This window comes from Synechococcus sp. R6-5, assembly GCF_047461775.1.
Lineage (GTDB): Bacteria > Cyanobacteriota > Cyanobacteriia > Thermostichales > Thermostichaceae > Thermostichus.
This window is the reverse complement of record NZ_JANSHV010000279.1, coordinates 1-734: the sequence shown is the minus strand read 5'-3', so window position 1 is coordinate 734 and position 734 is coordinate 1. Positions and strand designations below refer to the sequence as shown.

General features: G+C 54.8%; 1 protein-coding gene. It reads left to right on the top strand.

Going from position 1 to position 734, the window contains the following annotated elements:
* Positions 1–302 precede the first annotated feature (302 nt).
* On the top strand, positions 303–734 hold a 432-nt coding region (locus NW818_RS12720; RefSeq protein ID WP_414424760.1), incomplete at its 3' end, for a Uma2 family endonuclease.

Sequence of the window (734 nt, the reverse complement as noted above, 5' to 3'; positions counted from 1 at the left end):
ATTCAAAGACCATCATTTCGGTCACCGCATCGGGAGCGCGATTCCGGGAGTGTTCAACCTCTGTGAGAATTGCTACATGCGGGTGAGACACCCGCGCACCCAGGCTGTACAAGAAGACGCACTGTTCCAGGTACAGGGAGACCATATATGAGGATTGTACAAATCGCACTCAGGCGGTGTAGGGATGCGCGCCGCTCCAGAGCGCCAGGAACGTCTCACGAACGACCATTCGTTGCCCCGGCAGGAATGCATCCTGATTGATCAAGATCAGTATCAGTGGTTCACAAATCCGGTGATAACATATGAGCATTGACATTGTTCGTCACGTCTTTAGCGTTCATGATTACGCACGTATGCGCGAGAGCGGCATTCTTACCGAAGATGATCGGGTGGAGTTGATTGATGGCGAGGTTCGTACCATGAGTCCGATCGGACCGCTCCATGCCGCAATCGTGCGTCGCCTTGTGAAGCGCCTTATCGATCTGGTCGGCGATCAGGCGATTGTCAGTCCGCAGAATCCGATCCAGTTGAACGACTACACTGAACCGCAACCCGATGTCGCTGTTCTGCGTCCACGCGCCGATAACTACCAGCGTGCCCATCCCGTAGCCGCCGATGTGTTGCTGATCATCGAGGTTTCCGATACAACAGCGCAGTATGATCGCATTGAGAAACTGCCCCGCTACGCTGCGGCTGGCATTCCTGAAACCTGGATCGTGGATGGTGAACAGCGC